This window comes from Kitasatospora purpeofusca, assembly GCF_034043715.1.
GTDB classification, from domain to species: Bacteria; Actinomycetota; Actinomycetes; order Streptomycetales; family Streptomycetaceae; genus Kitasatospora; species Kitasatospora purpeofusca_A.
This window is the reverse complement of record NZ_JAXCLC010000016.1, coordinates 23,599-39,532: the sequence shown is the minus strand read 5'-3', so window position 1 is coordinate 39,532 and position 15,934 is coordinate 23,599. Positions and strand designations below refer to the sequence as shown.

Genomic DNA, 15,934 nt, shown 5'->3' with positions numbered 1-15,934 from the left:
GGACATGGCGACGGCGGCGAGCACCATCGACTACGTCCGTGGCGACGCCACGGTGCCCCTGGGCAAAGGGGTGAAGGTGATCGCGCATGTCTGCAATGCCCCGCCCCGAGCCGAAGGGGCGCGCCGGTGCCGAAAGGGAGAGCGTGAGGAGGCCCCTGAGGAACGAAGGGGCATCGGAGCGCCGACCGTCGGCACCGGACCAAAGCGCCCCGGAGGCGAGCGGGCGAGCAACTGGGGATGGGGGAAGGGTTTTGTGCTGGCGGTCTCCCGGCGCTGGGCCGAGCCGGAGGCCGCGTACCGGCGGTGGCACCGGGAGCGTGCGGGGAACGACTTCGGGCTCGGTGCGGTGCAACTGGTCCGGGTGGCGGAGTACCTCTGGGTGGCCAACCTGGTCGGCCAGCGCGGCATCCGGACGGGCCGCTCCTCCGGGCCGCCGGTGCGCTACGAGGCGATCGACACGGCGCTGACAACCCTCGGCGGGCACGCGCTGGGCCTGGGCGCCTCGGTGCACATGCCGCGGATCGGCTGCGGGCTGGCGGGCGGGCGCTGGGAGTCGGTGGAGCCGCTGGTGCGGGCCCGGTTGGCGGAACGGGGGGTGCCGGTGACGGTCTACGACCACGACTGACCGGACGGCGCGACGGCCGGCCAGGTGTACTCGTACTCGGGCAGCGTGTGGCCGCCGGGGAAGACGCCCTGCCCGGTCGCGGTGCGTCTGCCGCCGGCGCGCTCGTAGAAGGCGACCGCGCGGGTGTTGGCCTGCAGCACCTCCAGGTAGAGGTCGGCCCCGGGGTGCTGTCGGGCGACATGGGCGCGGGCCGCGTCCAGCAGGTCCCCGCCGATTCCGGTGCCGGTCAGCCCGGGTCGGACGTGCAGGTTGTCGAGCAGTACCCGGCCGTCCGGCATCGGGACGAGGTAGGCGAATCCCACGGTGTCGCCCGCGCGTTCGGCGATCAGCAGCTCGGGGGTCGCCTCCGGGGCGCCGTAGTCGACGCTCAGCCGCAGTTCCCAGATCTCGCGCCGCTCGTCCGCCAGCCCGTCGCCGAGGGCGCCGTCGGGGACGATGCCGGCGTACGCGCTGCGCCAGCTGGCGGCGTGCAGTGCGGCGACGGCCTCGGCGTCCCGGACGTTCCCCCGGCGAATGGTGGTGATCACGGAACGAGCCTCTCATCCGGCCGCACCGGACGCGAAGGGGCCTCCGGTGCCGTCCCTGCCGGCACCACCGGGGACTGAGCCGATCGGGCTAGGCTCGGGGCCGTGGACGACCTGGCAGCGACGAACGGCCCCAGCGCGACGAACGACGGCAGTGGCACCGACGGCGGCGGCACCGACAGCAGCGCCCCCCCGGCGCCCGCCGAGACCCGTGGCAGCCGCGCCCAGCCGAAGACCGACAAGAGCGAGCAGACCCGGGCCCTGATCCTGGAGACCGCGATGCGGCTGTTCCAGGAGCGCGGCTACGAGAAGACCACCATGCGCGCCATCGCCGCCGAGGCGGGCGTTTCGGTCGGAAATGCTTATTACTATTTTTCGGCGAAGGAATTCCTCATCCAGGGTTTCTACGACCGGATGACGTACGACCATGCGGCGGACGCCAGGAATCGCATGGCCGATACCCGGGACTTCGCCGAGCGCCTGGAGATCGCCCTGGTCTCCTGGCTCGATACGGCGGCCCCGTACCACGAGTTCGCCGCGCAGTTCTTCCGGACGGCGGCCGACCCCACCAGCGCCCTGAGCCCGTTCTCCAACGAGTCGCACCCGGCCCGGGCCACCGCCGTCGCGCTGTTCCGCGAGGTCCTGCAGGGCTCGGACCTGGCACCGAAGCTGGACGCCGAACTGGTCGAGCTGCTGCCCGACGTGCTCTGGCTGCACCTCATGGTCGTCGTCCTCTACTGGGTCTTCGACCGGACCGAGGACACCGGGCGGACCCGGGAATTCGTCCGCCGGTCCACCCCCATGGCGGCCCGGGTGATCAACCTCTCGCGTTATCGGGTGTTCCGGCCGATCGTCCGCGACGCCAAGGGGCTCATCCAGGACTTCATTCTTCCCACCATCGGGAAGACCGCCGTCAAATAGCGCGAGGGAACGAGAGGAAGGCCGGCCCGCGGGGAACGGGCCGGCCATTCCAAGGGCAGTGGGGCCCGATCAGAATCCGTCGATGTTCCAGGCCGTCAGCGGCGTGCGGAACAGCAGGTCCGCGGCTGCCACCGCGCCGGGGCGCAGCTCGGTGACCAGTCCGGCCACGGCGAGCCGCGGCAGCGTCTCGCCGCCCAGGTAGAGGGAGCCCAGCGCCGAGGCGTCCAGCGCCAGATCGGGCTCGTCGGCCGTCCGGACGCAGCGGCCGGTGCCGTCCGCGGCGACCTCGACCGCCCAGCGTCCGGCGACGTGGCCCGCCGGGTCGTCGACCTCCAGCACCGCGCGGCCGGCCGCACCGTACGTCCGGGCGTTGAACGCGGCCTCGATGTCGAGCACCCGCAGCCACATGTAGTCGGCGTTGTCGACGTGCGGCGTCGCGGCTCGCGGGTCGTTCAGCAGCACCGGCAGCGGATCGTCCGGGCCGACGTTCTCGACCACGACCTTGCGGACCCAGTCGATCGAGCAGACGAACCGCCACAGCTCGGTGGCCGTGGGTCGGTCGAGGGCGAACAGGTCGACGAGGGTGAGGGTGCAGTTGGGGTAGGAGCCGTCCCACTCGTCGTCGATCCGGTAGACGGCCAGACCGGTCGGGGTGCCGTCGGCGGCCCGGTGGACGGCCGCGAACGGCTCCTTCCAGTCGAAGCCGGGTACCTCGATCTCGCCGGTCTGCCGCTGCCAGGTCAGCTCGTCCCGGGCGATCACGCCGGCCTGGGTGACCCGCCAGCGGTCGAACAGCTCGGGGCCGAGCTTGCGCAGCTCCGCCATCTCCACCAGGTCGATCCGCCCGCCGGGCACGGTGGGCAGGCCGTCCCGCAGCCCTCCGGCCCTGAGCAGGTCGATGTTCCAGCCGTGGCCCCGGGTCGCTGGGCCGAAGCCGTAGCGGCCGTAGATGTTGTACTCGGCGGCGATCAGGATCGCGACCGCGGCGCCGCGGTCCCGGGCGGCCTCCAGGTCCGTGGTCATCATCCGGCGGAGCAGGCCGCGCCGGCGGTGGGTGGCGGTCACGGTGACGGCGGTGATCGCGTCGGCCGTGACGACCGCGCCGCCGGGGACGGTCAGCTCGGTGTCGAAACTGCGGAAGGTGGCCACGAACCGGCCGTCGGCCAGGGCACCGAGCATCCGGCCCGGCTCCCACTGCCGACGGCGGAACTCCGCCGCCGAGCCCACGTGCGGGCGCAGGAAGCCCTTGACGAGCGCCCGGTCCCACGCCTCGACCTCGTCCTCGCCGATCGCGCGGATCTCGATCCCGTCACCCGCGTCGGTCCGCTCGCCCAGTCGGCCGCTGCCCGGCTCCCCGGGCCCGCCGTTCGTCTCGTTGCCCATTCGCCCACGGTACGGCGGGGGTTCGGCGACGGCATCCGATTTATTCCCGGCCGGAAGCCGACCCTGACGGACCGCCCGGCGCCCCGGCCCACCGCCCGCCCCGACGCACGAAACCCTGGTGCGGGCCGCGGAACGCCCTCGGGACCGGCGGCGGCAGGTCAGGGGCGGGCGTAGAAGTCCGGGGTGCCCATGATCCAGAGGCTGGCCTGCTTGATCGGCATCCCGGCGCGGGGGGCCTCGATCATCTGGTCGTCGCCGATGTAGAGGCCGACGTGGTGGATGTCGGCGGCGCGGCCGGTGGCGCTCCAGAAGACCAGGTCGCCGGGGCGGAGCTGGCGGTAGGTGACCGGGGTGGACTGTTTGTACTGGTCGGCGGCGAAGTGGTTGAGCCGCCGGCCGCCCTCGCGCCAGGCCATCATGGTCAGCCCGGAGCAGTCGTAGCCGGCCGGGCCCTCGCCTCCCCAGATGTAGGGCAGGCCGATCCTGGCACGGGCGAAGGCCACGGCGGCGGCCGCGCCCTCGGCGGACCAGGGCCGCCCGGCCGGGGGTGCGGGGGCGGCCTGGCCGGTCTTCCCAGGGGTTGAGGCGGAGACGGAAGCAGCGGCGGCCTCGGCGGCGGCCCGTTCGGCGGCCGCCTTCTCGGCCGCGGCCAGCTCCGCCGCGGCCCGTTCCGCCGCCTCGCGTTCGGCAGCCGCCTTCTCCGCCGCCGCGCGCGCCGCCGCCTCGGCCTCCCGGGCCGCGATCGCCTCCAGCGCCTCGCGCCGCTGCCGCTCCAGTTCGACCGTGGTGTGGCGGGCCGCCGCCAGTTCGGCGAGCAGTTGTTCGCGCCTCAGGCCGGTGGCCGCGACCTGGTTCTGCTGGTCAGTCAGCCGGGCCTCGGCCTGCTCCCGGGCGGCGCCGACCGCCGCGGCGGCCCGTTCGGCGGCCTCGGCCGCGGTGCGCGCGGCGGCGGCTGCCCGCCCGGACCCGGCGGCCGTGGAGACGGCCGCGTCGAGGATCTGCCGGGAACGGTCGCTGGCGACCCCGACCACGGCGGCCCGGTCCCCGGCCTCGCGCGGGCCGCGTGCGCCGAGCAGGGCGTTGATCGCGGAGAGCTCGGCGCTGGTGCCCTGCCGGTACGTTTCGGCGGCCAGTGCCGCGGCGTCCTCGGCGGCGGCGGACCGTTCGGCCTCGGCCGCCGCCGACCGGTCGGCGGCGGCGGACTCCTCGGCCCGGGCCCGGGTGAGGGCCAGTTGGGCGCCGTTGTACGCCTCGACGGCCTGTTCGGCGGTCCGGGCGGCGGTGTCGAGTTCGGCCCTGGCGGCGGTGAGGCCGGTCTCGATGACGGCGACCGAGCCGGCCGCGGCGTCGGCCTCGGCCCGGGACCGGTCGACCTCCTCGGCGGAGGGGTAGGCCTCCTCCCCCGGCGCTCCGGCGGAACCGGGTCCACCGGAAGAGCCGGGCGAGCCGGAAGAACTGGAAGAACTGGAAGAACCGGAGCCGGACGGTTCGGCGGCCGCGCTGGGCTCGCCCGGCTCCACCGGAGCGGCCGCGGCGACGGGAAGCAGCCCGAGCAGGGCGGTGAGGGACAACAGGAGGGTCGGCAGAAATCCGCGCGCCACGGTTCATCCCTTCGAACGGTCACGAGGGTGCGGCCGCACACCCGCGCCGAGGTGCGGCCGGGGCGGCGACGGGACCGGCGACGGCGGGGCCGAGCGGCTCCGGCGGATCGCCGGACCGTCGCCCGCCCCTCGCCTGTCCGAGGCCGGCAGGTGCGGCAGAACATCCCATTCCGTGACAAGACGGTCACTGCTCGCCATGTTCTCAAGCGGGACGGGTTTCACACCTCAAATTCGCACCGCCGGCCGGGTGACCATCTGATGATCCGACCGCAAAACGGTCCCCTTGGGGCCGCCAGGGTATACGAACTAACGGCTCATCCGACGCGTCCGTGGCCGCAGCCAGCGGTGTCGCCCCGGACGGAGGCTCTGCCCGGTCGGCCGGACGGCGTACGTCCGGCCGCGGCCGGCCCGGACGGTGCGGCGGCGCCGCTGGGACCCGCCGAGCGGCCCCTCCTGCTCGCCCGGCGCGCCGTAGCCGCCCGCCCCGCCGTACGCCGCCCCGTTGCCGGCGGCGCCCCCGTTGCCGCCGTTCGCCCCGGTGGTCCGGCGGCTGCCCGAGGGGTGCTCCCCGCCCGCCGCCGAGCGCCGGTCGGCCAGTCGCGCGGAGCGCCGGGACAGCGCCCGGGCGGCGTGCGCGTCCAGGTGGGCGCTGGCCCGGGCGGCCATCCGCTCGGCCACCCGGTGGGCGGCCGGGTGGTTGGCCGACACCTTGTCCGGCGCCCCGGCGATCAGGTCGAAAAGCCAGGTGCGGGCGACGTCCGCACGCCGGTGCAGACGACGCTCGCGCCGGAGCGCCCGGGCCCGGCGACGCGGGCGCCCGGCGTACCGCCAGCGCGCCCAGGGGCTGCTCGGCCGGGCCAGCCGGATCGCGCCGACCCAGGAGAGGCCCGGCACCATGATGCCGAGCAGGCCGGTCCACATCTTGCCCTTGAGCAGGGTGACGACCATGGCCAGCGCGTTCACCGAGATCACCGTGACCAGGCCCCACCTGGTCTCCCCGGTGGGCTCGGCGCCGAGCGGCACGTAGCCGACCAGCAGCAGGCCGGTGAAGAGGATGCCGAAGATCACCGCGTCCACCGACTTGCGGCCCTGCTCGCTCCAGTAGACGTCGTCCAGGTGCAGGATCAGCGCGAACTCGTCCAGCACCAGACCGCAGCCGATGCCGAAGAGCAGGCCGAAGAGGTCGATCCACGGGTGTCCGCCGTAGGTGGCGAACACCCCGATGCCGCCGACCAGCAGGAAGCCCAGGCCGAAGACCATGTGGTGGATGTGCAGCCCGCCGGGCGTCACGTTTCCGGGCCACCAGCGGACCTGGGCCCTGATCATCCGCACGCTGAACCGGATGAAGACGAACGAGGTGATGAACCCGACCAGCAGCAGGAACAGCGGTTGCTTGTGCGCGTCGACGATGTGCTCGCGGTAGCCGTCCAGCAGTGTGGTCATGCGTCTTACCTTCGTTCCTGGTGCTGCGTGCGGTCTGCCACGACATGGCCCGGAGGCCAACGATCGGCGTCAGAAACCGCGGGTGCGCTTGGCCGCCCGGCGCGGGATCACCGGGGCGAGCGACGGCCGCTCGACGCCGACCGGGAGCTTCATGAAGAGCCGGGCGATCTCCCCGCCCAGGTTCACCCCGATGGCCAGCGCCAGGGCGATCGCCGCGGCCCTGGTGATCTGGACCAGGCCGCCGCTGGGGTGGCCCTGGGCGAACGACAGCATGCCGAGGTAGAGCGCCGAACCGGGCATCAGCGGCCCGATGGCGGCGGTGACGTACGGCAGCGCGGAGCCGTTGCGGTAGCGCGCCATCAGCTGGCCGAAGAGGCCGACCAGACCGGCCGCGACGCCGGTCGCGACGATCGGCGAGAGCTGGGCGTTGTAGGCCAGCACCCCGTAGCTGGCCCAGCCGATGCCGCTGTTCAGGGTGACCAGGGCCAGCGAGCGCCGGTCGGTCTGCAGCAGCATCGCGAAGGCGCAGGTCAGCACCAGCGCCGCGACCATCTGGACCGGCGGGTAGCTGATCCCGACCAGCGACTCGTCCGGTTTCAGCTTCGCCTGGAAGCCGACCCCCAGGTAGAGGATCAGCATCACGCCGATGACGATGCCCGCCACCAGGTAGATCACCTCCAGCAGCCGGGCCGCGGCGGTGATGTAGAAGCCGGTCAGACCGTCCTGCACGGCGGCGACCAGGGCGCGTCCGGGCAGCAGCGCGAACAGCCCGCCGGTGATCACCACCGAGCCGCGCAGACCCAGGTCGTTGAAGGAGAGCACGATGCCGGAGGCCGCGGCCGGCATCGCGGCCAGCACGAACTGGTAGAACTCCGGCAGGCCGCGGCGGGCGATCAGCGAGGCCAGCCGGTCGCCGAGCACGGCGGCCACGAAGGCGCTGAGGAAGACGAGCCAGGCCTTGTCGTCGATCTGCCCGCCGACCAGGAAGGTCGCCGCACCGGCCAGCAGACCGGTGTTCAGGGCGAGCATCCAGGCCGGGTACGGGTGCCGGTTGCGGCGGATCAGCGCGAGCCGGCGGTAGGCGTCGTTGACGCTCACCCGCTCGGCGGTGATGTCCGCGACCAGCTCGTAGACCGCGTTCAGCCGGGTGTAGTCGGCGGTGCGGCGGCGCACCACCCGGTCGGCCGTGACCGGCGGCTCGACCAGCGAGGGCTGGTGCGAGATGCCGATCAGGGTGAAGGTGACCTGCGGCTCGCAGCGGTCCAGCCGGTAGGCGTGCGCGATGCCGAGCATGGCCGCCTCGACGTCCTCGGCGGCCTCGCCGCTGGCCAGCAGCAGCTCGCCGATGCGCAGGGTCAGGTCGAGGACGCGCGGGACGTTGCGGCCGGCGGCGACCGAGGGGTGCAGCTCGCGGGCGGTCCGCTCGAAGGCCGGGCGCTCGGACATCGGGGTGCGCAGCAGGGTGCGCATCCGGTCCGGCCACGGCGCCTCGCCGGGCGCGCCGGGACTGAGGGCGCCGACCGGGATGCCGAGCGGCGGGGTGTAGCCGGCGGCCCGCCACTCCTCGGGGGTGAGGGTGTCCTCGGCCACCGAACGGCGGCGGCCCGGGGCGGCCGGTTCGCCGTCGACCGGTGGCGCGTCCGTCGGTGGCGCGTCCGTCGGTGGCACGTCGACCGGTGGCGTGTCGACCGGTGGCGTGTCCGGTTCCGGCTCGGGTTCGGGGGCCAGCAGGCCCCTGGTCTCGGGCGCCGGCAGGAGCAGCGGGATCTCCACGGTCGGTTCGACGACCGGGGCGGGGCGCCCGAGCAGGCCCTCGGTGGGCGGCGCTGCGGACGGGTGGAGCGGACGCGCCTCCGCGGCGGGCCGGGACTGCGGCCGGGGCGGCCGACCGCCCCGGCCGCCCCTGGCCTTCTTGCCGCCGCCCGGCCGGCCCCGCTTCGGCACTTCCGCTCCTTGCCGCCCCTGGCGGTGCCGGTCCCCCGGGTCGCCGTTCGATCTCCGGATACACCATGCCCGATCGAACTGCCGGACGCACATGTACGGGACGGCGGGCCCGGGCCGGCGCGGACGCCTACCCGGCGCGGTGGCGGCCGCCGGCCCCGGCTGCGGGCGCCGCGGCGCGGTCGGTGCGCTCGGTGCGCTCGGCACCGACGGCTGCGGATGCGGATGCGGCTGCGGCGGACCGGCCGGCGCGCCGGGCACGGAGCAGCTCGACGGCCACCGGGACCACCGAGACCAGCACGATGCCGACCAGGATCGCCTCGATGTTGTCCCGGACGAACGGGATCTGCCCGAGGAAGTAGCCGAGCACCGTGACGCCCGCGCCCCAGAGCACGCCGCCGATGAGGTTGAAGAGGACGAAGACCCGGTAGTTCATCGCGCTCACCCCGGCGACGATCGGAGTGAAGGTACGCACGATCGGCACGAACCGGGCGAGCACGATCGCCTTGGGTCCGTGCCGGTCGAAGAAGGCGGCCGCCTTCTCCACGTTCTCCCGCTTGAACAGCCGGGAGTCGGGGCGGCGGAACAGGCCCGGTCCGACCTTCCGCCCGAACAGGTAGCCGACCTGGTCGCCGGCCACCGCCGCCACCACGATCAGCGCGCAGACCACCCAGAGCGGCTGGTGCAGATAGGTGCCGCCGGCCACCAGCAGACCGGTGGTGAAGAGCAGCGAGTCACCCGGGAGGAAGAAGCCGATCAGCAGGCCCGACTCGGCGAAGACGATGGCCAGGATGCCGATCAGCCCGAAGGTGGAGATCAGGTAGGTCGGATCGAGCCAGGACGGGCCGAGGGCGAGGCTGGTCACGGGATGGACTCCTGGGGGCCTGAAAGGTCGACTCTTGGCAATGGAACAGTAAAGCATTCACCAAGGAACCTTCGAACATCCCTGGTCGGGACAGCAGTCGGACAATCATCCGGGTACCACCATCGGGCGAATCCTCGGCCGTTCGGTGGAGTTCCCCCCGGCCCTGATGAATCCTGGTCGTGCGACGTCAGGCAACGGCGCTGCGGAGCGGCCACTCCGGAACGCGCCACCATTCGCACTCCACCCTCAGGGAGACCATCGTGTCCCGTATCCGCGCAGCCGCCGCCGTCACCGCCCTCGGGGCCTTCCTCCTCGCCGGCATCGGCATCGGCACCGCCCACGCCGACAACGGCGCCGGCGCGGACCACCACTCCAACAGCAGCGTGGTGAGCAACACCGGCTCCGGCAACATCATCGGCAACGTCCACGGCAACGTGGTCAGCGCCCAGCAGACCGCCACCGGCTCCGGCGCCAGCAACCAGGGCAACACCCTGGCCGCGACCGGGAACGCCGGCAACATCGGGGCCCTCCAGGGCAACGGCAACCTCGCCGCCCTGTTCGCCCCGCAGATCGGCGGCTGAGCGACGCTCCGCCCCTGAGGGGTCGTCCGACCGTTCCCGCCGCGCGCGCGAAGTGTCGGACAACCCCTGGCGCATCCGCCGAATCGCGGCCGGGTGGGCACCCCACGCCGGCGGGGTGCTCACCCGGCCGCGTCGCTCCGGTCTCCCGGGTCCGCCGGTTCCGGGAGACCGAGGACGGCCCGACCGAGCCGCAGCAGACAGTCGTCCAGATCCGGCCGGACACTGTGCGGCGGGTTCCGCACCCCGTCGTTCACCAGCGAGAACAGCGCGTGCACCCGGATCCGGGCGGCCACCGCGCCCTCCTCCGGGCGGACCCGGAGCAGCAGGTCCACCCAGCCGCGCAGGAAGTCCCGCCGGAAGTCCACCGCGGCCCGGCGGTCCGGCGGCGCCAGCCGCTCGGTCTCGCTCAGCATCATGCCCAGGTAGTCCCCGTTGCTCCGGGCGAAGTCCACGTACGCGGCCAGCCCCGCCGCCAGCGCCCGTTCCGGACCGCCCGGTGTGCCGGTGATCGCGCCGCCGACCTCGTGCCGGAGGCGCTCCCGGCCCCGCACCAGGGCGGCGGCCAGCAACTGCGCCTTGCTGTCGTAGTGCCGGTAGACGCTGGGCCCCGAGATCCCGACCGCCGCGCCCAGCCGGCCGGTGCTGACGTTGTCGAAGCCCCGCCGGTGGAACAGCCGCACGGCGGCCGTCAGCAGTTCCTCCCGACGCCGCCGCGGCCCCGGCACCCCTGCGTGAGGGGGCGCGGACGCGGGACCGGGATCGGGATCAGGATCGGGATCCGGCTCGGCCGCCGACTCGGCCGCCCGACCGTCGGCGTCGAGGCGGACCGCGAGCACCGCCCCGAGCACCTCCCGGAGCAGCCGTTCGGCCCGGCGCGGCTGCGGGGCCGCCGACTGGTGGGAGAGCCCGGCCCCCGCCGACAGCGCCGACCAGCACAGCAGTTCGGCGTCCGCGGCGGCGAGTCCGGGGCGTTCGACGCGCAGCACGGCGGCCATCAGGCGGACATCAGCGCGCAGTTCGCGCCGGAGCGCCGCCCGCCGGTCCGGCGGCAGCAGCCGGGCGTCGCGCTGCACCAGGGTGCCCAGCGGGCGGTGCGCGACCGCGACGGCGGCCAGCGCGGCGGCGAGGTCGGCCGTCGAGCCGGCCGTGCGCACCGCGTCGGCCAGCGCCTCGAGGCCCACCCCGACGGTGCGGTCGAGCAGTTCGGGCTTGCTCCGGAAGTGCCGGTACAGGGCGGGCGCGGTGATGCCGACCCCGGCCGCGACCTCCGCCATCGACACCTGGTGGTAGCCCTCGCGGTGGAAGCGCTCGGCGGCCACGGCCAGGATCTGCGCCCGCCGGGCCCGCGCGGGCGGCCGCCGCACCACCATGACGCCCACCCCTCCGGACATCCCACCGGACATCCCTCCGGACACCCCTCTGGACACCCGTTCGACGCCCGCTCCGACAGTGTCCGGCAGGCTAGCAGCCGTTCACTTGAGGCCCCGCCGGTCCTTTCCCCCCAACCGTCGACAGCAGCGTGAACGCCCCTCCGCCGACCCTGGACAGCCGAAGCTACCCCCGATTAACTTGTGGGGCCATCGGCGGGCCGCCCGGCCGCGCCGTGCCGGGCACGTCGAAGGGAGCGCCCCCGTGCGCCGCACCGTGTTCACCGAGGACCACGAGGCCTTCCGCGAGACCATCCGCGACTTCATCGCCAACGAGGTCGTCCCCGTGTACGAGGACTGGGAGGCCGCGGGCCACCCGCCGCGGGACTTCTACCGCACGCTGGGCGCGCTCGGCGTCTACGGCATCGAGGTGCCCGAGGAGTACGGCGGCGCGGGCGAGAGCGGCTTCAAGTACCAGGCCGTGGTGGCCGAGGAGACCGCGCGGGCCGGCGTCGGCTTCGGGTCCTCGGGCGTGCACACCGGTCTGGTGCTGCCGTATCTGCTGGAGTACGCCAACGAGGAGCAGAAGGCGCGCTGGCTGCCCGGCTTCGTCTCCGGCGACATCATGACCGCGATCGCGATGACCGAGCCCGGCGCCGGCTCCGACCTCGCCGGCATCTCCACCACCGCCCGGCTCTCCGAGGACGGCACCCACTACGTCCTCAACGGCGCCAAGACCTTCATCACCGGCGGCGTCCTCGCCGACCTCGTCCTGGTGGTCTGCCGTACCTCGCCGTACGACCCGGACAACCGCCGGGCCGGGCTCTCCATCCTCTGCGTGGACACCACCTCCCCCGGCTACACGGTCGGCCGCAAGCTCCAGAAGATCGGCCTGCGCAGCTCGGACACCGCCGAACTGGCCTTCGCCGACGTCAAGGTGCCGGTGGAGGACCTGCTCGGCGACGAGGGACGGGCGTTCACCTACCTGACCCACAACCTGGTGCAGGAGCGGCTGGCGATCGCGGTCGGCGCGTACGCGGCCGCCGCGGCGGCGGTGCGGTTCGCGGTGCAGTACGTCAAGGACCGCAAGGTCTTCGGGAAGGCGGTCGCCGAGTTCCAGAACACCAAGTTCACCCTGGCTGACTGCGAGTCGCAGGTGATGGCGCAGCAGTCAATGGTCGACCGCGCGCTGGAGCTGTACCAGAACGGCGAGCTGACGGTCTCGGACGCCGCCGCGACGAAGCTGTTCTGTACCGAGTCGGCGTCCGTCGTGATCGACAAGTGCCTGCAGCTGCACGGTGGTTACGGCTACATCCTGGAGTACCCGATCGCCCGGCTCTACACCGACAACCGGGTCTTCCGGATCTACGGCGGCACCAGCGAGGTCATGCGCAGCATCGTCGCCAAGTCGCTCGGTCTGTAGTCCGGCCCGGCCGACGCCCGGCCGACGGCAGCGTTCGCCCGTCCGGCTCTGCGCGGACGGGCGAACGGGTGGACGCTCGGACGGCGAACGGCGGACGGCCCCGGCCCCGCGATCAGTTGGGCGAGTGGTGCTCGGTGCGCCAGGCCTCCCAGCCCGCCGAGGACGCCACCTTGGCCTCGTGCAGGGCCCGCTGGGCCAAGGCCGTCGGCGCGGTGTCCAGCCGCCGCATCCAGTCGCGGCCGGCCGTGGCCAGCGCCGCGCACACCATCACCGCACCCGCCGTCCCGAACAGCGCGCCGATGCCCGTGAGCACCGCGCCGCCGGCCAGCAGCGAGCGGTTGACCTGGAACCCGCTGAAAGAACGCTCGTTGGTCGCCATGTCCTCCACGATGGACGCAGTCGGCCGCCTCCGCACGCCGAGCGCGTCCGCACGCGTGCGCCGCCCGGCGTGCGGGCCCCGTTCGGCGTGCGGGCGCCGCTCGGCGTGCGGGCGCGGGGCGGGTCCGGGACGCTGGGCCGCAAGGGATCCCCCGACGCGGCAGCCGGACGGCCGCGCCGCGGGACGGCACGACGGGGCGACAGCAGGACGGCAGGAGGACGCGCGATGGTCGATCTCGAACAGCTCGTCGCGGAACACGCGGCCAGGGCCGCCGAGAGCCCGCACGGCCGCAGCGCCCATCTGGTGCTGCACGACGGGGTCCTGCGGCAGACCGTGATCGCCCTGACCGCGGGCACCTCGCTCGACGAGCACAACGCCCCGGCCGCGGCCAGCCTCCAGGTGCTGCGCGGCCGGGTGTCGGTCACCGTCGCGGGGCGGCGCGAGGAACTCGCCGCCGGTCAGCTGCAGGCCGTCCCGCAGGAGCGGCACGGCCTGCTCGCGCACGTCGACTCGGTGGTGCTGCTGACGGCCGTCACCGTCTGAGGTTCAGCCGGTGGGCCCGTGCCATCCCGGAGCGTCCGCCGCACCCTTCGACTTGAGCACCGAGCCGCCGACCAGCTCCAGCCCGCGCAGGAAGTCCTGCCCGCGGGGCGCCAGGTCGGGGGTGGCCAGCCACTGACCGGCCAGGCCGACCAGCAGCGCCTGGTAGAAGATGCCCCGGGACAGCTCCTCCTCGGTGTCCGGCACCTCGGGCAGTCCCTGGAACAGCGCCGACAGTCCGAGCCGCCCCTCCTTCTGGATCCCGGCGAGCGCCTCCCGCAGCTCGGGCACCCGGTCCGCCTGCAGCATCACCTCGAACTGCGAGGCCCAGAGTCCGCGGTGCTCGGCGATGGTCCCGAGCACACCGTCCCAGACCGCGACGAAGCGCTCCGCCGGTTCGTCGGACGCCTCGGTCGCCCGCGCCACCACCGCCGCCAGCACCGAGCCCCACTCCTCCGTGGCCTCGATCAGCGCCGCGTTGAGCAGCGCCTCCTTGGAGCCGAAGTGGTAGCCGATCGCCGCCAGGCTGACGCCCGAGGCGGTGGCGATGTCCCGGGCGGTGCTGCGGGCGTAGCCCTTCTCGAAGAGGCATTGCTTGGCGCCGGCCATGAGGTCCTCACGATTTCCCATGCCCGCATGCTACGTCCGATCAAGACGTTTGTCTTGCACGAACGTCTGGCACGGCCGTCTAGCACCGAGGTCTCGCACGATCGATTGAGACATTCGTACTAGACAAACGTCTGACACGTCCGTACCGTCTTCCTCATGACCGCCACCACCGGCCGCGCAGGCCGTCGCGAATGGATCGGCCTCGCCGTCCTCCTGCTCCCGACCCTCGTCCTGACCATGGACATGGGCGTCCTCTTCTTCGCCGTCCCCTACATCTCCACCACGCTGGCGCCGAGCGGCACCGAGCAGCTGTGGATCATGGACATGTACTCGTTCCTGCTGGCCGGGCTGCTCATCACGATGGGCGCGCTGGGTGACCGGATCGGCCGCCGACGGCTGCTGATGACCGGCGCGGCCGGATTCATCGGCGCCTCGCTGCTCGCCGCCTACGCGGACGGTGCCGGCCAGCTGATCGCCGCCCGCGCCGCCCTGGGCATCGCCGGGGCCACCGTGATGCCCTCGACCCTCGCGCTGATCCGCAACATGTTCCACGACCCCAAGCAGCGTCAGATCGCGCTCGGCGCCTGGGGCGGCATCCTCACCGCCGGCGCCACCCTCGGCCCCGTCGCGGGCGGCCTGCTGCTCGACCACTTCTGGTGGGGCTCGGTCTTCCTGCTCGCCGTCCCGGTGATGGCCCTGGTCCTGCTCGCCGCCCCGGCCCTGCTCCCCGAGTACCGCTCCCCGCAGCGCGGCGGCTTCGACCTGCTCGGCGCCGTCCTCTCGATGACCGCCGTCCTGCCGCTGGTCTACGGCGTCAAGACGCTCGCGGTGGACGGCTGGGACCCGGTCGCCGCGCTCGCCGTCCCGGTCGGCCTGCTGCTGGCCGGCGCGTTCTACTGGCGCCAGCGCACCGCCGCCAACCCGCTGCTCGACCTGGCCCTGTTCCGGATCCGCGCCTTCAGCGGGGCGATCACCGTCAACACCGTGGCGATGTTCGCGATGATGGGCTTCACCCTCTTCACCTCGCAGTACCTGCAGCTGGTCAAGGGCATGAGCCCGCTCACCGCCTCGCTCTGGTCGCTCGTCCCCAGCGTGGGCGTCGGTGCGGCCGTCGGTCTCAGCTCGGCGCTCGCCGGGAAGGTCCGCCCGGCGGCGATGATGGCCGGCGGCTTCCTGATCGGCGCGACCGGCTTCGCGATGATGACCCTGGTCGGCCCGGACTCGCCGCTGGCGCTCATCCTCACCGCGGCCGGCGTGCTGGCCGCCGGCACCGTCGGCACCATGACCCTCACCGCCGAGATGGTCGTCTCCGCCGCCCCGATCGAGCGGGCGGGCGCCGCCTCCGCCACCTCCGAGACCGCCGTCGAACTGGGCAGCTCCCTCGGCATCGCCCTGCTGGGCGCGGCCGGCGCCGCGGTCTACCGCTCCCGGCTGGACGGCGCCCTCCCGGCCGGCCTGGACGGCGAGGCCGCCCGCACCGCGCAGGACACCCTCGGCGGCGCCGTCACCGTCGCCGCCCAGCTGCCCGGCCGGCTCGGCACCGACCTGCTCGCCACCGCCCGGGCCGCGTTCACCGACGGCCTGCACGTCGCCGCCGTGGTCGGCCTGGTCCTCGCGGTCGTCGCCTCCCTCCTCGCCTACCGCCTGATGCGCCACCTCCCCGCCGCCGCCCCGGCCGCCAGGACCCCCGAGCCCGCCACCGCCTGACCCGCCCGCTCCACCCGGTCCCCCG

At 73.8% G+C, this 15,934-nt stretch carries 15 protein-coding genes; 6 read left to right on the top strand and 9 right to left on the bottom strand.

What is annotated here, in order from left to right; genetic code table 11:
- Positions 1-4 precede the first annotated feature (4 nt).
- Positions 5-625 carry an Appr-1-p processing protein gene (locus SM793_RS36385; RefSeq protein ID WP_413815924.1) on the top strand — a complete coding sequence of 207 codons (621 nt, stop codon included), beginning with the start codon at positions 5-7 and terminating at the stop codon, positions 623-625.
- Here SM793_RS36385 and SM793_RS11210 read toward each other — a convergent pair.
- Positions 610-1,152 (bottom strand): GNAT family N-acetyltransferase, encoded by a 543-nt coding sequence (locus tag SM793_RS11210; protein WP_320437956.1) that lies wholly within the window; start codon positions 1,150-1,152, stop codon positions 610-612. The two genes, SM793_RS36385 and SM793_RS11210, sit on opposite strands and share 16 nt — an antisense overlap.
- Before the next feature lie 111 nt (positions 1,153-1,263).
- Here SM793_RS11210 and SM793_RS11205 point away from each other — a divergent pair, with 111 nt between their 5' ends.
- Complete coding sequence (locus SM793_RS11205; protein ID WP_413815925.1) at positions 1,264-2,070, top strand: TetR family transcriptional regulator; 807 nt, start codon at positions 1,264-1,266, stop codon at positions 2,068-2,070.
- A gap of 69 nt (positions 2,071-2,139) precedes the next feature.
- Here SM793_RS11205 and SM793_RS11200 read toward each other — a convergent pair whose 3' ends face one another.
- From SM793_RS11200 to SM793_RS11180, 5 genes are all read right to left on the bottom strand, one after another.
- Entirely contained in the window at positions 2,140-3,453 is a 1,314-nt protein-coding gene (locus SM793_RS11200; protein WP_320437954.1) for a GNAT family N-acetyltransferase, read from the bottom strand.
- A 158-nt stretch (positions 3,454-3,611) separates the two neighbouring features.
- Positions 3,612-5,054 carry a C40 family peptidase gene (locus SM793_RS11195; RefSeq protein ID WP_320437953.1) on the bottom strand — a complete coding sequence of 481 codons (1,443 nt, stop codon included), beginning with the start codon at positions 5,052-5,054 and terminating at the stop codon, positions 3,612-3,614.
- Between the two features lie 306 nt (positions 5,055-5,360).
- Positions 5,361-6,497, bottom strand: a complete 1,137-nt coding sequence (locus SM793_RS11190) for a hypothetical protein (RefSeq protein WP_320437952.1) — start codon at positions 6,495-6,497, stop codon at positions 5,361-5,363.
- 69 nt (positions 6,498-6,566) lie between these two features.
- Positions 6,567-8,441 carry a threonine/serine exporter family protein gene (locus SM793_RS11185; RefSeq protein WP_320437951.1) on the bottom strand — a complete coding sequence of 625 codons (1,875 nt, stop codon included), beginning with the start codon at positions 8,439-8,441 and terminating at the stop codon, positions 6,567-6,569.
- A 127-nt stretch (positions 8,442-8,568) separates the two neighbouring features.
- Positions 8,569-9,303: a DedA family protein gene (locus tag SM793_RS11180; RefSeq protein WP_320437950.1), complete on the bottom strand. Its 735-nt coding sequence runs from the start codon at positions 9,301-9,303 to the stop codon at positions 8,569-8,571.
- A gap of 260 nt (positions 9,304-9,563) precedes the next feature.
- Between SM793_RS11180 and SM793_RS11175 the strand changes: the two genes are divergently transcribed.
- Positions 9,564-9,884, top strand: a complete 321-nt coding sequence (locus SM793_RS11175; protein ID WP_320437949.1) for a hypothetical protein — start codon at positions 9,564-9,566, stop codon at positions 9,882-9,884.
- Positions 9,885-10,003: 119 nt separating this feature from the next.
- Here SM793_RS11175 and SM793_RS11170 read toward each other — a convergent pair whose 3' ends face one another.
- Positions 10,004-11,275 (bottom strand): TetR/AcrR family transcriptional regulator, encoded by a 1,272-nt coding sequence (locus SM793_RS11170; protein ID WP_320437948.1) that lies wholly within the window; start codon positions 11,273-11,275, stop codon positions 10,004-10,006.
- 241 nt (positions 11,276-11,516) lie between these two features.
- Between SM793_RS11170 and SM793_RS11165 the strand changes: the two genes are divergently transcribed.
- Complete coding sequence (locus tag SM793_RS11165; protein WP_320437947.1) at positions 11,517-12,674, top strand: acyl-CoA dehydrogenase family protein; 1,158 nt, start codon at positions 11,517-11,519, stop codon at positions 12,672-12,674.
- A 112-nt stretch (positions 12,675-12,786) separates the two neighbouring features.
- Here the strand turns inward: SM793_RS11165 and SM793_RS11160 are convergent, their stop codons facing one another.
- Positions 12,787-13,053 carry a hypothetical protein gene (locus tag SM793_RS11160; RefSeq protein WP_320437946.1) on the bottom strand — a complete coding sequence of 89 codons (267 nt, stop codon included), beginning with the start codon at positions 13,051-13,053 and terminating at the stop codon, positions 12,787-12,789.
- A gap of 225 nt (positions 13,054-13,278) precedes the next feature.
- Between SM793_RS11160 and SM793_RS11155 the strand changes: the two genes are divergently transcribed.
- On the top strand, positions 13,279-13,596 hold the full coding sequence (locus SM793_RS11155) for a cupin (protein WP_320437945.1): 318 nt from the start codon (positions 13,279-13,281) through the stop codon (positions 13,594-13,596).
- A 3-nt stretch (positions 13,597-13,599) separates the two neighbouring features.
- Here SM793_RS11155 and SM793_RS11150 read toward each other — a convergent pair whose 3' ends face one another.
- Complete coding sequence (locus tag SM793_RS11150) at positions 13,600-14,223, bottom strand: TetR/AcrR family transcriptional regulator (RefSeq protein ID WP_320437944.1); 624 nt, start codon at positions 14,221-14,223, stop codon at positions 13,600-13,602.
- A 135-nt stretch (positions 14,224-14,358) separates the two neighbouring features.
- On the opposite strand from SM793_RS11150, the gene SM793_RS11145 reads away from it, so the two are divergent.
- A complete protein-coding gene (locus tag SM793_RS11145; protein WP_320437943.1) occupies positions 14,359-15,909 on the top strand; it encodes an MFS transporter in 1,551 nt (516 codons plus the stop codon).
- The last annotated feature ends 25 nt before the right edge of the window (positions 15,910-15,934 follow it).

Excerpts from the sequence above, each read along its gene's own strand:
- SM793_RS11190 (WP_320437952.1), bottom strand. The coding sequence starts at position 6,497 with ATGACCACACTGCTGGACGGCTACCGCGAGCACATCGTCGACGCGCAC.
- SM793_RS11160 (WP_320437946.1), bottom strand. The coding sequence starts at position 13,053 with ATGGCGACCAACGAGCGTTCTTTCAGCGGGTTCCAGGTCAACCGCTCG.
- SM793_RS11155 (WP_320437945.1), top strand. The coding sequence starts at position 13,279 with ATGGTCGATCTCGAACAGCTCGTCGCGGAACACGCGGCCAGGGCCGCC.
- SM793_RS11150 (WP_320437944.1), bottom strand. The coding sequence starts at position 14,223 with ATGGGAAATCGTGAGGACCTCATGGCCGGCGCCAAGCAATGCCTCTTC.
- SM793_RS11170 (WP_320437948.1), bottom strand. The coding sequence starts at position 11,275 with ATGTCCGGAGGGGTGGGCGTCATGGTGGTGCGGCGGCCGCCCGCGCGG.
- SM793_RS11200 (WP_320437954.1), bottom strand. The coding sequence starts at position 3,453 with ATGGGCAACGAGACGAACGGCGGGCCCGGGGAGCCGGGCAGCGGCCGA.
- SM793_RS36385 (WP_413815924.1), top strand. The coding sequence starts at position 5 with ATGGCGACGGCGGCGAGCACCATCGACTACGTCCGTGGCGACGCCACG.
- SM793_RS11145 (WP_320437943.1), top strand. The coding sequence starts at position 14,359 with ATGACCGCCACCACCGGCCGCGCAGGCCGTCGCGAATGGATCGGCCTC.